The sequence below is a fragment of the Photorhabdus asymbiotica genome (genome assembly GCF_003634575.1).
Taxonomy (GTDB): domain Bacteria; phylum Pseudomonadota; class Gammaproteobacteria; order Enterobacterales; family Enterobacteriaceae; genus Photorhabdus; species Photorhabdus asymbiotica.
The window spans coordinates 727384-746150 of sequence record NZ_RBLJ01000002.1 but is presented as its reverse complement, the minus strand read 5'-3'; the positions used below and the strand labels follow the sequence as shown (position 1 = coordinate 746150).

General features: G+C 44.4%; 15 protein-coding genes, 1 tRNA gene and 2 pseudogenes. 8 read left to right on the top strand and 10 right to left on the bottom strand.

Annotation, left to right across the window (positions count from 1 at the left end; translation table 11 throughout):
* Window positions 1-91: 91 nt before the first annotated feature.
* Together lptF and lptG are read left to right on the top strand one after the other, a co-directional pair.
* Window positions 92-1192, top strand: coding sequence for an LPS export ABC transporter permease LptF (lptF, locus tag BDD30_RS10190; RefSeq protein ID WP_015836062.1), 1101 nt, complete (start codon window positions 92-94; stop codon window positions 1190-1192).
* Window positions 1192-2268 (top strand): LPS export ABC transporter permease LptG, encoded by a 1077-nt coding sequence (lptG, locus tag BDD30_RS10185; RefSeq protein WP_015836061.1) that lies wholly within the window; start codon window positions 1192-1194, stop codon window positions 2266-2268. Before lptF ends, lptG begins: the two co-directional genes overlap by 1 nt.
* A gap of 107 nt (window positions 2269-2375) precedes the next feature.
* Here lptG and ampH read toward each other — a convergent pair whose 3' ends face one another.
* Window positions 2376-3593: a D-alanyl-D-alanine-carboxypeptidase/endopeptidase AmpH gene (ampH, locus tag BDD30_RS10180; RefSeq protein WP_015836060.1), complete on the bottom strand. Its 1218-nt coding sequence runs from the start codon at window positions 3591-3593 to the stop codon at window positions 2376-2378.
* A 501-nt stretch (window positions 3594-4094) separates the two neighbouring features.
* Between ampH and BDD30_RS10175 the strand changes: the two genes are divergently transcribed.
* A tRNA-Leu gene (locus BDD30_RS10175) sits at window positions 4095-4179 on the top strand.
* 164 nt (window positions 4180-4343) lie between these two features.
* Complete coding sequence (locus BDD30_RS10170) at window positions 4344-5606, top strand: tyrosine-type recombinase/integrase (protein ID WP_015836059.1); 1263 nt, start codon at window positions 4344-4346, stop codon at window positions 5604-5606.
* A 127-nt stretch (window positions 5607-5733) separates the two neighbouring features.
* Here BDD30_RS10170 and BDD30_RS10165 read toward each other — a convergent pair whose 3' ends face one another.
* From BDD30_RS10165 to BDD30_RS23140, 7 genes and pseudogenes are all read right to left on the bottom strand, one after another.
* Window positions 5734-5943 (bottom strand): helix-turn-helix domain-containing protein, encoded by a 210-nt coding sequence (locus BDD30_RS10165; RefSeq protein WP_015836058.1) that lies wholly within the window; start codon window positions 5941-5943, stop codon window positions 5734-5736.
* Between the two features lie 459 nt (window positions 5944-6402).
* Window positions 6403-7485 carry a helicase RepA family protein gene (locus BDD30_RS24195; protein WP_231849248.1) on the bottom strand — a complete coding sequence of 361 codons (1083 nt, stop codon included), beginning with the start codon at window positions 7483-7485 and terminating at the stop codon, window positions 6403-6405.
* Window positions 7486-7536: 51 nt separating this feature from the next.
* Window positions 7537-8433, bottom strand: a pseudogene (locus BDD30_RS24190) (primase-helicase zinc-binding domain-containing protein); the annotation flags it as partial.
* Entirely contained in the window at window positions 8414-9037 is a 624-nt protein-coding gene (locus tag BDD30_RS10155) for an ash family protein (protein ID WP_015836056.1), read from the bottom strand. The pseudogene BDD30_RS24190 and the gene BDD30_RS10155, both read right to left, overlap by 20 nt.
* Entirely contained in the window at window positions 9034-9234 is a 201-nt protein-coding gene (locus BDD30_RS10150; RefSeq protein WP_012777182.1) for a helix-turn-helix transcriptional regulator, read from the bottom strand. Before BDD30_RS10150 ends, BDD30_RS10155 begins: the two co-directional genes overlap by 4 nt.
* Before the next feature lie 3 nt (window positions 9235-9237).
* A complete protein-coding gene (locus tag BDD30_RS10145) occupies window positions 9238-10116 on the bottom strand; it encodes an integrase domain-containing protein (protein ID WP_015836055.1) in 879 nt (292 codons plus the stop codon).
* A 15-nt stretch (window positions 10117-10131) separates the two neighbouring features.
* Complete coding sequence (locus BDD30_RS23140) at window positions 10132-10326, bottom strand: hypothetical protein (RefSeq protein WP_132346831.1); 195 nt, start codon at window positions 10324-10326, stop codon at window positions 10132-10134.
* Between the two features lie 1357 nt (window positions 10327-11683).
* On the opposite strand from BDD30_RS23140, the pseudogene BDD30_RS10140 reads away from it, so the two are divergent.
* From BDD30_RS10140 to BDD30_RS24180, 4 genes and pseudogenes are all read left to right on the top strand, one after another.
* Window positions 11684-12940, top strand: a pseudogene (locus tag BDD30_RS10140) (tyrosine-type recombinase/integrase).
* A gap of 227 nt (window positions 12941-13167) precedes the next feature.
* A complete protein-coding gene (locus BDD30_RS24665) occupies window positions 13168-13293 on the top strand; it encodes a hypothetical protein (protein WP_015836052.1) in 126 nt (41 codons plus the stop codon).
* A 30-nt stretch (window positions 13294-13323) separates the two neighbouring features.
* Entirely contained in the window at window positions 13324-13779 is a 456-nt protein-coding gene (locus BDD30_RS24185; RefSeq protein WP_015836051.1) for a hypothetical protein, read from the top strand.
* A gap of 86 nt (window positions 13780-13865) precedes the next feature.
* On the top strand, window positions 13866-14078 hold the full coding sequence (locus BDD30_RS24180) for a hypothetical protein (protein WP_231849155.1): 213 nt from the start codon (window positions 13866-13868) through the stop codon (window positions 14076-14078).
* Between the two features lie 376 nt (window positions 14079-14454).
* Here the strand turns inward: BDD30_RS24180 and BDD30_RS10130 are convergent, their stop codons facing one another.
* Both BDD30_RS10130 and BDD30_RS10125 read right to left on the bottom strand, forming a co-directional pair.
* Entirely contained in the window at window positions 14455-17574 is a 3120-nt protein-coding gene (locus tag BDD30_RS10130) for an HsdR family type I site-specific deoxyribonuclease (protein WP_015836049.1), read from the bottom strand.
* Window positions 17567-18766 carry an ATP-binding protein gene (locus BDD30_RS10125; RefSeq protein ID WP_015836048.1) on the bottom strand — a complete coding sequence of 400 codons (1200 nt, stop codon included), beginning with the start codon at window positions 18764-18766 and terminating at the stop codon, window positions 17567-17569. The genes BDD30_RS10130 and BDD30_RS10125 overlap by 8 nt, the downstream gene beginning before the upstream one ends.
* Window position 18767 lies beyond the last annotated feature (1 nt).

The following is an 18767-nucleotide window of genomic DNA, read 5'->3' as shown; positions in this document are numbered from 1 at the left end:
AAGCCAAACTGATGCACATAATAAATGGTATATATACAATGAAGTTAGCGATTTTCCTGCAAAAAAACAAGTTTTCACAGGCGTAATAAGCGTGATCATCATTAGATATCTGGTACGGGAAACCCTAAAAAGCCAAGTTGCGATACTCTTTATCCTTTTATTGATCTTTTTTTGCCAAAGGTTAGTAGAAATTTTGGGTGCAGCAGTGGAAGGGAACGTCCCGGCAAATTTGGTTATATCCTTATTAGGATTAGGCGTGCCTGAAATGGCGCAGCTTATTTTACCTCTGAGTCTTTTTCTTGGGGTGTTGATGACTTTCAGTAAACTTTATACTGAAAGTGAAATTACTGTTATGCATGCGTGTGGTTTGGGGAAACGTGTGTTGGTGGTTTCGGCACTTATTCTCGCATTGTTGACTTCCGCATTGGCCGCAGTGAATGTTATTTGGATGATGCCGTGGTCCTCTAAATATCAGGAGCAGGTGCTGGCTGACGCTAGGGCCAACCCAAGCCTGGCAGCGATAATGGAAGGGAAGTTCAAACCTTCCAATGATGGCAATCTGGTACTCTATATTGGTAGCGTACACGGCGATAAGTTTAAAAACGTATTCCTCGCCCAGCTTCGTCCGGTGGATAATCAGCGTCCTTCAGTTGTTATTTCTGATGGTGGCCATATGGTGGAACGGCCTGATGGTAAACAGGTGGTTATCCTTAATCATGGTACACGTTACGAAGGTACTGCTATGCTGCGTGATTTTCGGATTACTGAATTCAATGATTATCAGGCGGTTGTTGGGCATCAGGCTTCAGTCGTAGATGGTGATAAAGTTGAACAAAAATCCATTGCTCAGTTATGGCGGGATAATGACAAGGATTCCCGTGCTGAGTTCCATTGGCGTCTGACTCTAGTACTCTCGGTACTGATTATGGCCATGATGGTGGTACCGTTAAGTGTGGTAAATCCGCGTCAAGGGCGGGTGCTGAGTATGTTGCCTGCGATGCTGCTTTATCTAATTTTCTTCTTGCTGCAAAGTTCTCTGCGCTCTAACGGAGGTAAAGGAAAATTGGACCCGTTGATCTGGATGTGGACGGTTAACGGAGCTTATCTGATGCTGGCGCTGGTTCTCAATATCTGGGACACCGTGCCGATACGCAGGATTCGGTCTCGTCTCAAAGGCAGAGGAGTAGCCTGATGTTTGGTGTATTAGATCGTTATATTGGGCGAACTATTCTTCAGACTATTCTGATGACATTGTTTATGCTGGTATCACTCTCTGGCATTATTAAGTTTGTTGATCAGTTGAGAAAAGTGGGACAAGGGGAATATACCACTATTTCCGCTGGTCTTTATGCTTTGCTGAGTGTGCCGAAAGATATTCAGATATTCTTCCCAATGGCAGCTTTACTTGGTGCATTACTGGGACTTGGCGCACTGGCGACGCGTAGTGAGCTGGTGGTTATGCAGGCTTCCGGTTTTACCCGTATGCAAGTTGCTGGCTCAGTCATGAAAACGGCTATTCCGCTGGTGATCTTGACAATGATTATCGGTGAATGGGTAGCGCCACAAGGTGAGCAGATGGCACGTAACTACCGGGCTCAGAAGATGTTTGGTGGTTCTTTGGTTTCAACAACCAAAGGTATGTGGGCGAAAGATGGTGCCGATTTTATCTACATCCAGCGGGTAATGAGCGACACAGAGATTAAAGGCGTTAATATCTATCATTTTAATGATGATAAAAAACTACTCTCTGTGAAGTATGCAGACAGTGCTGTTTATGATGAGAATAATGATCTGTGGAAACTTTCTCAGGTGGAGGAATCTGACCTGACAGACAGCAAAAAAATCACTGGGTCGCAGCGTATTTCTGCTGATTGGAAAACCCGCTTAACGCCAGAGCAATTGGGGGTTGTTGCTCTTGATCCTGAAGCGCTTTCCATCAGTGGCTTGTATCAATACATCAGTTATCTTAAACAGAGTGAGCAGGAATCTGGACGTTATCAACTGAATATGTGGAAAAAGATTTTTGCACCACTTTCAGTTGCGGTAATGATGTTGATGGCACTCTCTTTCATCTTCGGGCCGCTGCGTACCGTACCGATGGGAGTTAGGATAATAACAGGTATCACTTTGGGTTTCTTATTTTACTTACTCAACGAGATCTTTGGCCCGTTGAGCTTGGTCTACAGTATGCCAGCAGTTCTGGCCGCACTGTTACCAAGCTTACTATTCCTTACCTTAAGTATTTATTTACTGCTTAAGAGACAATAGCTTTTAGCAATGCGGTCTGGTAATGATACCAGACTTAGAGGAACGGCAGGGATGGGGTTGATAAACAGACAACTCCATCCTTGGTATCTCTTTATAAAGTGTCTACATCAAGCTTGGTTATGATTCCTCGACAATGCAGTGACGAGTTGGTTAACCCCTGTTGTTACGCTGCTAAACTTACTGTGTTGCTTACGGGTAATCACGACAAATACTCCGATATTCTGCTCGGGGATCATTGCTATATACGTATTGAATCCACCTCCCCCACCGGTTTTCTGATAGATATTGGGGATATCACCATGAGCACTCATATAAACCCAGCCAAGACCAAGGCCATCTGCTTGACCGGCAACATCCATTCCTTTAATTGCAGCCAGAGCGGCACGCTTAAAATAGACCCCCTGCTCACGGCTAGCGGTCTGTTTACGTAACTGATTGTCTGATGATAGAAACTGCTGCATCCAGCGTTGCATATCTTTTGGTGTTGAATAGACTCCACCACTACCTGCTGCTGCAACAGTATTGACACACGGGCTGGGCTTATAACTTTCCATTAAACGGGCACACTGAGAACGGTTTGGTGTCAGTGTAGTGTCTTTCATATAATAAGGGCCGGTGATCTTATCGTATAGTAAGCGGGTATATGGCTTACCAGCAGCTTTAGAAAGCGCATCTGCTAATAAATCGTAAGCTAGATTGGAATAAGAAGCTGTTGTACCTGGAGGCATATCTAATCGAGCCGAGTTCAACCAGGCCCAACGATTGGTTTGTGTCGGCCAGACAAAAACAGGTCGTCCCCATTTTCCTCCTGGTTGTTCACGAGGTAACCCACTGGTATGGCTTGCCAGATGGAACAACCGGATAGGTTGAAGGGGACTATATTCAGGCACTTTCACGCCAAAATAGTCATAGTCTTGTAATGGATCGGTGGAGCGTAAAACCTTATCTTCTTCCAGTTTGATCATAATCTCACTGGTCATCAGCTTAGTCAGCGAGGCGATGCGGATAATGGAATCAGGTTTCGGACGGATGCCACTTCCCGGACGTGTTTCACCGAAGCTACGGTAAACTACCTGATTATTATCAATCGCCACTATTGCCATTCCTTGAGCATTACTGCCGTTGAAAATATCCTGTGCATACTGATCGACCAATTGTGAAGCTAGCTTTTTAGTTCTCGCATTGCCTTCAAACACTTCCCATTTCAATGGTTGTCTCTTTGGTTGCAGAAACTTTGTCGAACATGTTTTATCGGAAGAAGAGCAGGCCGCAAGAGCCAATACTATGGCGGAAACCGGGAAGATCTTAAAAAGCAGTTTATTCATTTTGAATTAACCAATCAGGCATACTTCCAGTGAATACAGGAACGGAATAGAGAGACCAGAAACTGCTACTTGTTCCTCTTAAACAACATCATCAACGCGCCAATGACAATGCCTAAAAAGATCCCGGCGCCAATCCAGCTAATAATCGTCATAATTATTTACCTCGCAGTGAATTATCATCCTGAGATTATATAAGGTGATGATAGGTTGTCTATCTGAGTTAGATGTTTCAGCTCATTAATGGTTGTAAAATTATTTTGGGATATTTATCAGTTGTTGTTTTAGTGCTTAGTTGGGAATTTATTTCGGGTAGAAAAGATGTTGTTGGGTGTATCCAGTACCTTGTGATGAGGCTTTGTGCTTGGAAATTGAGCGATGATTTGCATTGAACATATGCAACATGCTCTTTTTTTCGACACTTAAACTAAATCAGAAGGATAACAGTTGCTAACAGATCGCTGACAAGTATAATGGCCTCCGTTCTCCGCATACTACTTCAGTGCCGAAGTGGCGAAATCGGTAGACGCAGTTGATTCAAAATCAACCGCCTTCGGGTGTGCCGGTTCGAGTCCGGCCTTCGGCACCATTGCTATGTTCATAGCAGTTCACTAAAGTCCACTTATCTAAGAAAACTCCTTGTAAATCAAATAAAATAGTCTATCAAGGTCTATTATCGTCCGTTGCAATCCACATATCTGTGGGGGCATAATTAGGGGCATCTTCCGATTCGATTAAGAATGTGCCCCCAAAATGAAACTCAATGCTAGGCAAATAGAGACAGCAAAGCCAAAAGATAAAGCTTATAAACTCGCTGATGGTGGAGGGTTGTATCTGGAAATTACTCCGCGAGGTTCAAAATACTGGCGTATGAAATACCGCCGACCAACAGATAAAAAAGAAGACAGGTTAGCATTTGGTGTTTACCCGGTAATTTCTCTTGCTGATGCCAGAGCTAAACGTGATGAGGCTAAAAAACTTATAGCTAGTGGTGTAGATCCCAAAGCAACACAGAAAGAGGCTCAAGCTGAGGTATCTGGCGAATTTAATTTTGAAACTATTGCTAGAAAATGGCACGCCAGTAATAAGCGGTGGGGTGACTATAACCGGGCGCGTGTACTGCGCAGCCTTGAACAATACATCTTTCCCCATATTGGTAAAGTTGATGTTCGTCAGTTAAAGACTAGTCATCTATTGGCACCTATCCGAGTGGTTGATGATGCAGGAAAGCATGATGTGGCTCAACGGCTCCAGCAGCGGGTAACAGCTATCATGCGCTATGCCGTACAAAATGACATTATCGACAGTAATCCGGCTATAGATATGGCCGGGGCGCTGACCATGCCTAAAACTAAACATTATCCTGCATTGCCATCTAATTGCTTTCCTGAATTATTGGAACGTATAAATCGTTACTGTGGCAGGAAAATTACACGTTTAGCAGTAGTACTGACTTTACTCACTTTTGTGCGTTCTAGTGAGTTACGTTTTGCACGATGGGATGAAATTGACTTTGATATCTCTGTGTGGCAGATCCCCGGCCAACGAAACCCAATCGAAGGGGTTCGTTATTCTTACCGTGGTATGAAAATGAAATCAGCCCATATTGTACCGCTCAGTAATCAAGCAATAGATGTTTTACAGCAACTTAAAGAGCTTAGTGGGGACAATGAGCTGCTTTTTCCCGGCGACCATGATCCTAATAAAGTCATGAGTGAAAATACGGTAAATAATGCGTTACGAGTAATGGGATATGATACAAAAACGGAAGTATGTGGGCATGGTTTCAGAGCGATGGCTTGTAGCGCTTTAGTTGAATCAGGACTATGGTCAAAAGATGCAGTTGAAAGACAAATGAGCCACACAGAGCGTAATGGTGTCCGAGCTGCTTATATCCATACATCTGAACATTTGGAGGAGCGGCGATTAATGATCCAGTGGTGGGCGGATTATTTGGATCAATGTAAAAAAGAGTTTATTGCTCCTTACGTTTTCTCAAATAAAAATAGTAAATAGCCATATAGAAACATATTAATTCACTGTGTAAAAAAGCCCACTTTGAATAGTGGGCAATAGATGTTTTGGGTTAGTGATGTTTTTTTAAGAGTTATAAAATCTCTCTGACCTGGATACTTTAATATTGTTACCTTTTATAACGGGAAGGCCAGATAATTTCTGGCGCAATTTCTAACGCATTAGAAATAACTCTTTCTCCTTTAGGCCAGCGGCGTGTCAATGCATTGGCTAGTGTAGATGAAGCTAATCCAGCGCTCCTTGATAAAGCAGCTAATGTTATTCCTTTCTTTTTTAGTCCGGCAATAATATCGGCTGGGTGCCAATCTTGTTGAATCATATTTTATATTCCCCTGAGTAGTGACATAAAATAATTATCCTTTCATGGACTCTATCTGTAAATAGTTAAAGTTAAAAAATACTATTATTTTACTATTCCCCCGTTTAAATGGAACTCCCCCATTCATTACCCATTTCATTCCCTTTAAATAAAAAAGGCGTTTTTATAATTACAGAACAATGTAAATATTCTATTGAATGTCACTGAATAGGATTGTTTTAGATATTATATTATGAACGGGTTAAATAACGATGTATTCATAGAAGAAATATACCCATGTTTCCCCCGTTTTATCCCCCACGATATATGGATTTTTATTGCCCCCACATTGATATTATTAAAATCGCTTAAGGTCAGACAGAATAAGGGTTTCACGTGCTTCCCCCTTTTAGGTGTACTTAATAAGTGGCAAGTGGGGAGTATTGCCGGATTTCTGACAATATCCCCCACATTTACCATTTATTCCCCCGTATTGGAATGGCGTTGATTAATGCGGATATCTTCACCCAATACGGTCAATAAGCCATCATTTTCCAGTTTGTCCAGCCAACGGCTGAATTTCTTTGATACATCGATGCCTTTTGCTCGTAAGTCATCCCGCACCTGTGATTTTGTGCAGGAATCGCTTTGGGCTGTTCGGTTACGAACAGATTCCCATAGGGCTAGATGATTACCTGACAGACGCCGGACATGGGCCAGTGCGATATCACCGGCTGCGGCATCCCGTGGTTGTCTGGGCTGATCTGACAACACCAGAGAGGTAATCTCTTCGCCATCTTCATCAATACAAATGCTGACCGGATGCAGGTCATAAGCGACTTGTGGCGGTTCATCAGCATCTTTCATTTTAGTACAGCTTAATATCAGCGCTTCTTTATCATTTTCACGGCGGATATTAAACTCCGCATCCAGTGCTGCCCGAAAGGCGCTGGAGCCTCTTGCGCCTTTATCCTGGTCTTTGCCGGAATGGTGCACAACAAGTACGGTGGCGTTTGTTTTGGCTTTGATATAGTCGCAACCCTGAATAAACGCGCCCATATCTTTAGCGGTGTTTTCGTCTGAGCCGCCAAAACAACGGGCGAGGGTGTCAAGTACAATCAGACGAACAGGTAATCCGGTTTCCTGTTCGACATCTTTGGCTGCACAAATCACCTGTTCAGCGCTTTCCGGGTTAGCAGGAAACACCGGGCAGTCTATACGGTAAAGGGCGTCTATCGGGCTGTTATCATTCAGGCTGCTTTCCCATGCCCGGATACGACGAGGAACGCCCAGACCACCTTCACCTACCACATAAACCACCGCTCCCCGATTGACTCGTTTACCTGCCCATGCTTTACCTGTGGCAATATGACATGCCCATGACACCGCCAAAAAAGATTTATAAGAACCACTGGGGCCGTAAATACTGGCTAAGGAGTTACTGGGCAAATGGCCTTTAATCAGATAATCCTGATGAGTATCAAATCCTTCAGAACTTCTGCGTAAAGGTAATGATGTGCTGTAAGTCGTCGGAAGACAAGTTACAGGAAGGGGACTGATGATTTTATCTGTCTGATGATAAAAGGCTGTTCGGGTGGCTTCATCACCGTATTGCCTGCGGTAATCATCCCAGTCAGCCTGATAGTCTGTTGGTGGCAGGGCAACCTTTCCCTGTATTGCATTAGCGGCCTGTTCTGCCTTAATTTTTCCGGTGTTCTCTTCATCTGCATTAATATCATTATCCCCCGCGATAATAAAAACATCGTGGGGATGTTGAGCTTTAAGCGTTTTTGCTACATTGAGCAGATTATTAGCGGAAATGGCGGCATAGATTGCACTGTTACGGTTAATAACGGCCAGTGATAAGCCAGTGGCATAACCTTCTGTAATGATAATGTCATCATGAGAATCAGGCTCGCGGACAACAGCAAAAGCCCCTTTTAACTGACTGCCGGATAATAGTCGCTTACTGCCGTCAGGGTGAATCAATTGGGCGCCGCAATATTCTCCCGAAATATTAACCAGTGGCAACACCAGTGTATTTTCTGGAAACATCACATTGCCTGTCTTTTGACAGTAAGCCGGCGGGAACAGAAAAACGGGTTCAGCTAAATTTTTGCGGAGCAAATAAGGGCTTGCGCCCTTAATGCACTGATTTAATAATAAACTGACCCGTTCAGCAATCGGCACCTGAATAACAGAGGCTTTTTTTCTGGCTGGCGCTGTTGACGGAAGTTCTGACAACTCAGATATCCACCTTGCCGCTTCAATCAACTGACAGCCTTTAAATTTTGCCAATAAATCCAGTCCATCTCCATGACCGCATTCAGCCCGATTACAAATCCATGTGCCATTACCGTCTTTATCATCAAATCGGAACCGGTCTTTCCCTCCACACATGGGGCAAGGCCCATGACGATGATTGGCAGGCACAACAATGCCCGCCTGAGACAGAATCGCGGGCCAGCGGTGGCGGGACTGCCGGACAATATCAGAAACGAAGGAGGGCATGACTTTCCTCCTCAGTGGTTTCTCCAACCAGCATTTTACTGAGCAGTTCAATGCGTTCCCATAAAATGAAAGCTAGGATTTCCTTAAACGCGAGATTATTTTGCTCAATAATACTATTGATAAGTGCCCGGCAGTGGTCGAGTACTTCTTCTGAGTTTTCAGGGCGGTAATCATGCATAAAACACCCCTGCCAGAGAAAAAGTCTTAGAACGGGAGAATAGTTGACATTGTAGATAAAACAGCCAGTTTTGGGGTGGTAGGTAGAGGTTAAGAGGGGGTATAGCCATAAGGCAGCCTCCATTGTGTGCGAACTATCGCTACCACCAGAGACGCTAACCTCAAGGGTGGCAGCCCAGACAGGGTTAGCGTTACCGGACACAATGGAAACCGGCGCTTCTTTCGAAGCCCCTGCCTGAGCCACCATAGACAACAGGTGTACAAAGGCACCAGCATTGAATAGCCTAAAACAGGCGTTTAATGCTGCCATCATGTTAATCGGAACGCTAACTCCGGCTGCGGATTTTGCCGCAGCGCGTGAACTATACCTCAGTAATTTACTGATTATCAACTTATAATTAAGGTTAAAAGCCTCATTCAGACTCATCCCTGTGTTTCCTTACGATTGTTGATTTTATTGATAATCCATTCATCAATTTCTTTTTCTACCCATGCAACTGAGCGTGCTCCCAGACTGACAGATTTAGGAAACTCGCCTTGCTGCATCAAATGGTAAATCCATGATTTCTTTAAACCGACTTTTTTCATGACATCCGCCAGACGTATTAAGGTTGTCTCTGCCATTTTTCAATCTTCCTTTTGACTATAAACTCGTTCAACATAACGCCCGCGACCATCACCGTGACCTAAATCCATTGAGACTAAGGCTCTGGCTTCCTGACGAGTAAAACCGCTTTCTTGGTAAAACTTCAATGCATCCTGTGCCCATGCGTAGCGCAAACTGTGCGGGGCATAACAGCCTGTTAATCCCAATTGTGTCGTATGAGCACGCCAGTAGTTCATAGCTTGTTTGAGGTTGGGTTTATCAATCAGCCTACCGCTGCGTTGTTCTGCAATTTCAATGGCTTTCTCAACGGTTTTTTTCACGGCTTCCACATTCAGTACATGGGTTTGCCTTGGGCGACCGCCTTTGGTGCCGAAAATTATATGAAGTTTAGGTTCAGGCTGGTTAAGCTGTTTTTGCCAGCTTTTCAGCGAAGCACTACACTGAACGGCTTCCTGAGAACGTAACCCCATCAAACGAGTAAGCTGGAGAGTGACAGCCAGTCCGGCATCGTATTTTGTTGCTTTCTGATAAACCGCCTGAAAAAGCACATCAGGAATAGCTTGTTTTGTCCCTGCTCGGCTGGCGCCACTCAATCCCAATGCCTGATTACTCAGCCGGGGAGAGGTGCTTAACTTGGTCCGACCCGCTAGAAGAAAGATATGGCGAAGCGCCGACATTTCATTTTGCAGGGTACGTTTGGCTATCCCTTGAGACAGACGGGCATGGATATAACTTTCAATGTGTTTGGTCTTTAAATGGCTGAGGCTTTTCACCTGGATATTCAGCCTCAGTAAAAACTCGCCTAATCGTCCCGCTATCCTAATACGGTCATGGCAGGTTTTATGACTGCCTCCGGCCTGTCGGGCAAAAGTTTGCATTTCCCTGACTAATCGACTCATATCACCCCTTATTTTTCACCTGATAACATTAAATCTCTGGCGCGCGACAATTCTGACAAAACAGAGGTTATCTGTTTTGCCCTTGAACGATACCTGTGCGCCAGAGTGAACGCTGTTGAGGTATTGCGGGGCATCGGTTTCAGTACGCTGTACTACCGCCTGTGTGAACAGGTTATCCCCTCTGGCAAAAGCCAGCCTCGATATTGTCAAGCCTTCCTTTTTAATGTTTTTTTAATCTTAATTAGCAGTGACAGAAGCACTGATTTGTTGAACGGGCATACACCTGTAATACGAATGTTGCCTTTATACTGCGGCGTCACTTTCAGCGGTAAACCGGCGAAAAGTGACTCCTGAACATCGGAGTGAGTAAACAGAAGCAGGATAGGCGTTTGCTGATGCCTGCTGGCATAGCAAAGTGCTGCCCGTAGCAGTGTAAAACTGTCGCAATATGCTGATATTGAGAAATAACCTACCTGACCGCCTGATAACTCAGGCAGCAGTAGTTAAAGTGTGAGCCAAGCAAACCACAAACCGCGGATGCTTTAACTTACGTGAAGTGAATGAGGTTAAACGTGTAACTTAATCTCATTGGAGCGAAAGGCAAGTAAAGCTGTCCTGTCTGACTCCTGGGTATAAGAAGAACTCTTTTCCTCCGGGATAAACAACCCGTGAGTGAGTCAAATGTATAAGTGCACCTTCATCGCTTTCATTTCGCGATCCCCGCTCTCAAAGGATAAGTGGGGTTATCAGCCTCATGGTATCTGACGGCCTTCTCTTTTCAGATCAGGGAGAATTTTAGGTATGGTCGCTCGAAAGCGCTTCTTCACAGACCTTTTAGAAGCATTGAGTGCTGTCAATGGCAGCAATAGCGGATCACTCGAAAGCGTTTCCTCACAGATCCCTCGGAAACATTGGCGGCTGTCGATGACAGCAATTAAGTGTAGCAAGGTTAACGCAGGATGTAACACGTAGCAATAGGGAACAGATAATTTAATCAGTTAGTTAAACGGTTGATTAGATACGCTGACGAAATCAGCTTATTGATGACTATGACATGGGCGTTTTCTAGCTGACGCGCTACGCTTGTCTTCTCTTAGTGGACTTGTTAAAAAATTTAACAAGTCCACTAAGAGAGTTGAAAAGACCACGGAGTTATCTTGTATCTCAAATGAAATAAAATCACGTAACGAAATAGACTGTAACTTAAAATTACGCCATACCTGTTGTATTAATTTTCTATTTAAATTTAATCGGTTACATGAAATAGTAGTAAATAATTCTGGTCTTGGGGGCATAAAAAGGGGCATCATAATAATATTTTTTAATAAACTAATTTAAAAACAATGTATTAACTTATTATTCGAGTCCGGCCTTCGCACCATCGGAACATCAATAGACGTCAACGGACGTCTTTTTTTGTGCCTGAAATCCTGTACTTAACCATCATTCCCGCTATATTAACTCTCTCAAGGTCAACCGACTTCAACGTACATCTACCAACAGATGTTGGTACAGATGATGGTATTTCCGGTTCGATAATGCTTGTACCAACAGGGAGGGGATAAGCATGGCCCTAACAGATATTAAAGTCAGAACAGCCAAGCCAACGGATAAGCAATACAAGCTGACCGATGGCAACGGTATGCATCTTCTCGTTCACCCAAATGGTTCAAGATACTGGCGTCTGCAGTACCGATTTGGCGGAAAGCAAAAGATGCTGGCTTTAGGTGTATATCCTGAAGTGTCTCTTGCAGATTCCAGAGCTCGTCGTGATGAGGCTCGTAAGTTGTTGGCAAACGGCATCGATCCGGGAGATAAAAAGAAAAACGATAAGATTGAGCAGGAAGAAACCCGAACTTTCGAGCAGCTCGCTGTTGAGTGGCATGCCACAAATAAAAAGTGGTCGGAAGAACATAGTCGACGAGTGCTCAAAAGCCTGGAGGACAACCTCTTTCCAGCCATAGGTAAGCGTAATATTGCCGAACTAAAAACGCGGGACCTTTTAGCGCCCATCAAAGCTGTTGAGCTGTCTGGGCGACTTGAAGTGGCTTCTCGGTTACAACAGCGCACTACGGCAATAATGCGTTATGCAGTACAGAGCGGTTTGCTTGACTATAATCCCGCGCAGGAGATGGTCGGTGCTGTTGCTTCGAGTAACCGGCAGCATAGGCCTGCGTTAGAGTTGAAACGTACTCCCGAACTGCTTCAGCGCATTGAGAGCTATACCGGTAGGTCTTTGACTCGTCTTGCCGTTGAGCTAACCCTTCTTGTCTTCATCCGCTCCAGCGAACTACGTTTTGCTCGTTGGTCTGAGATCGATTTTGAAACATCTATCTGGACGATTCCAGCCGAGCGAGAAGCTATTGAAGGGGTAAAGCATTCGCAGCGTGGCTCTAAAATACGTACACCTCATCTGGTGCCGCTTTCTCGTTAAGCGTTAGCAATCCTTAAACAGGTACACAAACTTAGTGGCGATCGCGATTTTGTTTTCATTGGCGATCACGACCATCGCAAACCGATGAGCGAAAACACAGTAAACAAGGCGCTACGCGTTATGGGTTATGACACTAAGGTAGAGGTTTGTGGACATGGCTTCAGGACGATGGCATGTAGTTCATTGATAGAATCGGGATTGTGGTCGAGGGATGCGGTTGAACGGCAGATGAGCCATATGGAGCGTAACTCTGTGCGTGCGGCTTATATTCATAAGGCCGAGCATCTGGATGAGCGCAGATTGATGCTGCAATGGTGGGCTGATTTTCTTGATGCGAATCGTGAGAAGGGGGGGAGTCCGTTTGATTTTGCCAAATTAAATACGGGCTGATTAGAAATATATAAGGTATGTATCTGACATACCTTATTTTTTCTAAAATATTGCTTCTGATGGGCTGTACATTTTGGTGATAAAATCTGTTGTTCAATGCCAAAAACTCACATTGTAAGCTTGGTTCAAGTGATAGGTAGTTTTACACTGTGTCATCAGAAAAGCAGCATCCAAGATTTAGCCTTTCAAATAGAAGCGTTCTTACTGTTACATCAAAGGCAGGAGCTATGACTAGTCGCCCACAGATGATTATTAATGTTCTTCAGGCTAATCCTGATGAACAATTTACAGCCCGTCAGCTTGCCAAAAAAATCATAGATCACTATGGCGCAGAGCTTGCTGTAAAGCGTTAAAACCCTTGTTTCGCCAGTGATGAAGATTTCTTGAGTCAAATAGCTGCTGAAGTTGGTGGGAGCAGAACCGTTCAGGCAAAAGCGATGTGTCCTCAGGTTATGACGCGTGACAAACCTCGGCCTAGACTATTTTACTGGGGTAAGGAAATCGATAATGGTGTGCAACAAGAGTCATCTTTTGATATTGCTCCGACTCCATCTGCTGAGACGGTAGGTTTTTCTGAGCATGCTCTTTACCCGCTTTTGATTGAGTACCTTTCTGAAGAAGAAGAATTGCTTTGTCGCCGTATCGATGAAAAGCGTTCAAGCAACAACAAAGGTCTTGGGGTAAACCATTGGCTTTATCCTGATATTGTTGCATTGCAGCCTCTCGATAAAGGCTGGGATAGTGTCGTGCAAAACTGTGTACGGTATAGCGAAGGGCGTTTAACCCGTCTGTGGTCCTTAACCGTAGCAATGTTCGAGAATGTTTCTTCCAGGCTGTGAGCAATTCAAGCTGGGCCCATTTTGGTTATCTCGTCGCGACCGAAATAAATGAAGATAAGCAGCGTTGCGTAGAAAGAGAGCTGCAGATGTTGTGTGCATTGCATGGTATTGGTGTGATCCTCCTTAATCCGCAAGATCCCGGTAATAGGCAAACTCTGATTCCTGCGCGAGAGCGAACCAGCATTGACTGGCAATCCGTCAACCGCTTGGTGGTAGAGGACAAGGATTTTAAAGAGTTTATCGATCTGGTTTCTGATTATCTACCAGACAGGAAAAATACACAAAGCGCTCTGGAATAGATAATCCGCTCCAATATTTCAATAAGAAATATGATAGCGAATTAGAAGCAATATAGATTAATGAACAGCGAGGTGTTTAGAATTAGTAATATTTAAAAGTTCTGTCTGCGAACCGATGGAATAGTAAATATAATAAAGGTGGGCGAGTAGGTGCTCACCAAATATAATAAAAAATAAAGCCATACAGATAGGTTAGGTTATCCAAATCTGTCATTTTAAAGAAATAGACCGCATCTTTTAAAGATGGTTTTTTTCGATTGTAATCTAATACACTGGAATTTGCACTTCAGTCAAAAACCAGGTTTTTCTCACTGACAATTGTATAGAACACTGGGATAGGTCAGGGGGACCACTTTGTCCCCCTATGCGCCCACAACTAAATTTGCCCACCTACCCCTTTAAACTTCTCAATAAACTCACCAATTTTCTGAAAAACGGTTTGTTTTTTCGTTTTGTACTGGGGGTTTAACGGACTAAGCTTTGGTAGAGTCTCGTTTAACTCAGTACCATTTTCGGTGGCATATTCGCGTTTCAGCGATGTACGGATATAGCGCTTTGCAGCCTCTTCGTTCAGGTTTTCTTCCTTTATCAACGCTTCAATTTCACGCAGCTGCTCACGCTGAGCAAAAATGAAGAACGCATCAATGATGCTGGCTTTGTCCGGCATGTCATCAAGATTAGTCTGCTGAATAAAGTCAACAATCAGACCTTCTTTGGCCCTGTTACCCAGACTGGAGCGGATTAACCGTCTAACCTCTTCAGTCAGTGCCTCTTTACCTTTCTTCTGCCTGTTATGTTCAAAAATCAGACCAAGAATGTAGTCCAAGTTAATTTCCTGAGATTTCAACAGGTCAATTTCAAACACGACATCATCCCAGTCAGTGGTTGACTTATCCTTGTCATTAGCCACTTTTTCGCGACGCTGCCAGTCACGGATATCATTGTAGGCTGAACGATAGTCCTGAATCTTACGTTCTGAGGGGAGACGAATGGTCTGTAATTCGGCAAACTTTTCATCGTCAAGATAATGCGCTGACTTGAAGGTTTCCACGGCATCGGGATCGCTACTATCGACTTTTTGCAAGTCTTTCAGCATGGCAAATTCGTCGTAGTTTTGTAGGATATTTTCAGCCCGCAGGTATTCGCCAAACAATTTAACGAAGGCCTTTTTCCCCTTCTCGCTATCAATGCTAGCCGGATCAGGGAACTGATATTCCAATGTCGTAACAATATCCATAAAGCCGCGCTTGGCCTCACCTGTCACGATATCGGTAAAGCCCTCCATGTACTCTTTGTAACTTTTCTCAAGCACCACGTTTTTGGTATTTTTATCCCCAAACAGCGTGATGGCATCAATGGTTGCGCGTTCCAGATCTCTAAACGTCACAATATTGCCGAAGGTCTTTGTAGCATCAAAGATACGGTTGGTGCGGGAGAATGCCTGCATCAAACCGTGATAACGCAGGTTTTTATCGACGAACAGGGTGTTCAGCGTCGGGGCGTCAAAACCGGTTAAAAACATTCCCACCACAATGAGCAGGTCGATATCCTGATTTTTAACTCGCAGGGCTAAATCACGGTAATAGTTCTGAAAGCCGTTGCTGTCAGTGCTGAAATTGGTTTTAAAGTGAGCGTTATAGTCATCAATGGCTGCATCCAGAAACTCTTTGGCGCTGCTATTCATTGCACTGGTATCAAAGCTTTCATCAGTAATGTCACCGATAGCACTTTGTTCTTCATTAGCCGCAAAAGAGAAGATAGTTGCCACCCGCAACGGTTTATAGCTGGCTGATTTATTAGCCGCCTCCTCCTGTAGCTCTTTAAACGTCGCGTAATATGCTTTTGCCGCATCCACGCTACTTACTGCCAGCATGGCATTAAAACCTCTGGCACTAGGGAAAGTGCGATGTGTTTTCTGGCGGAAGTTATTCAGGATGTACTGTGTGATTTCCTGAATGCGCAGTGGGTGAAGAAAAGCCTGCCGGTTTTCCGCGGCGCTGAGTTTTTTCTCGTCGGTTTCGGTTTCCAGCGCCTTAAACTGCGGGCGGACATCGTTATAGTCCACCTTAAACTTCAGCACCTTTTCATCACGAATGGCATCGGTAATCACGTAAGAATGCAACTCTCGCCCAAACACGCTGGCGGTAGTTTCCGACCCTAATGCGTTTTGCGGGAAAATTGGCGTACCGGTAAAACCGAACTGGTAAAAACGTTTGAATTTCTTTTTTAGGTTCTTCTGTGCTTCGCCGAACTGACTACGGTGACATTCATCAAAAATAAACACCACCTGTTGCTGATAGACGGGTAGGTCAGCTTCAGCTTTCATCAGGTTATTCAATTTCTGAATTGTGGTGACGATAATTTTGTTATCGTCTTTATCCAGATTCCGTTTAAGGCCTGCAGTATTGTCAGAACCATTGACGCTGTCCGGGGAGAAGCGCTGGTACTCCTTTATGGTCTGGTAATCGAGATCTTTCCTGTCTACCACAAAGAAAACTTTATCAATAAAGTCTAGTTCAGTTGCCAGCCGTGCGGCCTTAAAGCTGGTCAGGGTTTTGCCTGATCCGGTGGTGTGCCAGATAAACCCCCCGCTTTCCGGCTTTGACCAGTTCTTGGCGGTAAAGGAACTGTTAATTTTCCATAGGATTCGCTCGGTGGCAGCAATCTGATAGGGGCGCATCACTAGCAGCGTCTGGCTACTGTCAAACACGCTGTAATTAAACAGCACATTGAGCAGAGTATGCTTCTGGAAAAACGTGGCGGTAAAGTCCTTCAAGTCTTTAATCAGCGTGTTATCGGACTTCGCCCAGTTCATGGAGAAATCAAAGCTGTTCTTATCCCGCTTGGTGGTGTTGGCAAAGTAACGGGTATCTGTACCGTTGGAAATGACAAACAATTGCAGGTATTTAAACAGGGAATTGTCACTGTTAAAGCTTTCCTTGCTGTAACGGTGTATCTGGTTAAAGGCTTCACGAATTGCCACGCCACGCTTTTTCAGTTCGATTTGTACCAGCGGCAGGCCATTGACCAGGATGGTTACATCGTAGCGATTGGCGTGCGTGCCACTTTGCTCAAACTGCTTGATCACCTGCACTTTATTGCGAAGGATGTTTTTTCTATCCAGTAGATAGATGTTCTGAATACGGCCATCGTCGAAGACGAAATCATGAACATAGTCATCATGAATCTTACGGGTCTTTTCGACAACGCCATCGCTGGGCTTGTCCATCCAGGTTTCCACAAAGCGACGCCATTCAGCCTCCAGGAACTCTACATTGTTAAGGATTTGCAGCTGTTCCCTGATATTAGCCAGCATAGCCTTGGTATTGTTCAAGGCTGGCAGGTATTCATAGCCTTGGTTAACCAAATCCTGAATCAGCTCACGCTCCAGATCACCTTCGCTTTGGTAGCTCTCGGTGATTTTCCATTCTGGGTTGTATTTATCCAAAATAATGAAATTATTGGACTCAGCAATTGACTTGGTGCAATCAACCATTTTTTTGTTCCTGCTGCCAGAAGCCACAGTTGTTCTTCAAGTGATCGAGCAACAGTTTGACAGTCGCTTTCTCCGCTGGCGTTGGCTCTGCAACGGCTTCATTTGATAGAGTGCTGTGGCTTGTGAAATTGATGATTCTGCTCAGATAAAGCTGCTTGTCGTCAGGCAAGAGTTCAGACCATTTAGGGTAGCCCAGAAAGCTGGCCGTTTTCTCATAAAGATTGCGCAGTAACGTGAAGTGATATCTTTCAACGTTGTTGTCAGCGATTGCCTGTTCGATTGTTTGCTTTAGGTGGAGATGGTAGGAAAAACTCTTGTTAGAGTCGCCATGTTTTTCTGTGAGGGCAAATGTACCATCCTCAAAACTCTCCAACATGTAACAAGCTTTCCCGTTCAACTCATTGAAAAGCACATTATAAAATATTGGGCTATGCGTCGTGATAATGAACTTCAAATTGGATTCGCTGGATTTGATCAGGCCCGCAAGATTAACTGCTAGTTCAATCAAGTGGTTATCATCAAGGGAGCTGACTGGATCATCAATGAATACAAATTCCAGCTGATCAAATGCGCGGGTCTCGCGCGCATCGGGTTCGGCGACATTGAGAATTGTTACCACTTGATCCAGTAAGGTGTAAAATACACTCCAGATGAAGTTGCTTTCTTCACCTTTGGATAACTTGATATGGGCGGAACGCTCATCGTTGCCGCGCTCCATTGAAAACGTGACTTCGGTAAAATCTGTATTGAAGTGGGGCGTTAGCTTGTCGTTTGCATAGCGCTGGAAATAACGGACGATATTGCCATCCTGTCCCAAATCTTTGAGTAGGGTCAGCAACCAGTTTGTATAGGAATTAGGCTGCACCTTCAGCCTCGGCTCGGCGTCTTCTTGCAGATCGTTGTCCCAATAAAACAAGTCCTCGGTGAAGGCATTGTAATAGAGGATTTTTTTGTGCGACAACTCGGACTGTTCAGCTTCGTCTTCACCTTCTCCGTCAATGACTTTGGGCGCAATCAATTGCTTGAAATCCCGGGAAAGATGTGTCTTGCCCGTGCCGTTGAAAGCGTAGATTAACTGCACCTTTGGTACGGGCCTTGTCTCTTCAACTTCCTTAGTTTTTTCAGGGACAGTTTTCTTAACTTTTTTAGGCGTACTCAGCTGCTGGGCTATTTCCGAGAGTGTCTTGTTCATG

Coding starts and splice junctions, on each gene's coding strand:
- lptG (WP_015836061.1), top strand. CDS start 1,192: ATGTTTGGTGTATTAGATCGTTATATTGGGCGAACTATTCTTCAGACT.
- ampH (WP_015836060.1), bottom strand. CDS start 3,593: ATGAATAAACTGCTTTTTAAGATCTTCCCGGTTTCCGCCATAGTATTG.
- BDD30_RS10170 (WP_015836059.1), top strand. CDS start 4,344: ATGAAACTCAATGCTAGGCAAATAGAGACAGCAAAGCCAAAAGATAAA.
- BDD30_RS10165 (WP_015836058.1), bottom strand. CDS start 5,943: ATGATTCAACAAGATTGGCACCCAGCCGATATTATTGCCGGACTAAAA.
- BDD30_RS10155 (WP_015836056.1), bottom strand. CDS start 9,037: ATGAGTCTGAATGAGGCTTTTAACCTTAATTATAAGTTGATAATCAGT.
- BDD30_RS10150 (WP_012777182.1), bottom strand. CDS start 9,234: ATGGCAGAGACAACCTTAATACGTCTGGCGGATGTCATGAAAAAAGTC.
- BDD30_RS10145 (WP_015836055.1), bottom strand. CDS start 10,116: ATGAGTCGATTAGTCAGGGAAATGCAAACTTTTGCCCGACAGGCCGGA.
- BDD30_RS24665 (WP_015836052.1), top strand. CDS start 13,168: ATGACTAGTCGCCCACAGATGATTATTAATGTTCTTCAGGCTAATCCT.
- BDD30_RS24180 (WP_231849155.1), top strand. CDS start 13,866: ATGTTGTGTGCATTGCATGGTATTGGTGTGATCCTCCTTAATCCGCAA.
- BDD30_RS10130 (WP_015836049.1), bottom strand. CDS start 17,574: ATGGTTGATTGCACCAAGTCAATTGCTGAGTCCAATAATTTCATTATT.
- BDD30_RS10125 (WP_015836048.1), bottom strand. CDS start 18,766: ATGAACAAGACACTCTCGGAAATAGCCCAGCAGCTGAGTACGCCTAAA.